Genomic DNA, 758 nt, shown 5'->3' on the forward strand with positions numbered 1-758 from the left:
TCAATGGATATGATGTATTTTTATTTTAGTGACTGTATTTTTATTTTAGTGACTGCATTGAATCGTATGAAGACATATTTTATGCATTGGAAAAATGAATCGAATAATAGTAGAAAGTGATGATTATGATCTTTATGACAAATCGCAGGATTATAAAGTGATGCGTAGTAAATTATTTGCAGAAAAATCTTTTAATGTTTTAGCTCCGAACATTATTTCTGATGTTATGAATAAATTTTTAGACAGAATTGGAAATCATATAATATATCGTTATGATATTTTTAAACGCAGAGCTTATGATGCAGATTTGACAAAGAAGGCATTTGATTTAAAGAAGGGAATAAACTTTTATGAGAAAGTATTAAAGAATAATAAATCGCCATATATTAGACAGCAATATGCATTATTTTTGCAAAGAAAAAAGGAATATGATTTAGCTTGGAAGCAGATAGATCAGGCGTATACAGAAAGTAAAAAGAAAATTTTTTCGATTGCCAATACTCATGCAATAATAATGTTTGAAATGAATATTATTAATGAGGCAACAAATGAACACGAATTGAATATGCTAAAGGAAACAATTAAAAAATCATTTACAACATTAGAGTTCTGTATTACACAAGATGTTAGAGTGAACTATCATGTACTAATATATGCAAGAAATGCTATTAGATATTATGAAAAATATGCTTGGGACGGATATGCTGAGGATTATGTTGATATTGCACTAAAGCAATTAAACGTATTATTAAATTCTG

1 pseudogene is annotated in these 758 nt (G+C 27.2%); it reads left to right on the plus strand.

Features of this window, described 5'->3' with window-relative positions:
- Positions 1-160: 160 nt before the first annotated feature.
- Positions 161-758, plus strand: a pseudogene (locus DXA20_RS15940) (SIR2 family protein); the annotation flags it as partial.

It is taken from the genome of Roseburia sp. AM59-24XD, from assembly GCF_003478445.1.
In the GTDB taxonomy this organism is placed as follows: domain Bacteria; phylum Bacillota; class Clostridia; order Lachnospirales; family Lachnospiraceae; genus Jutongia.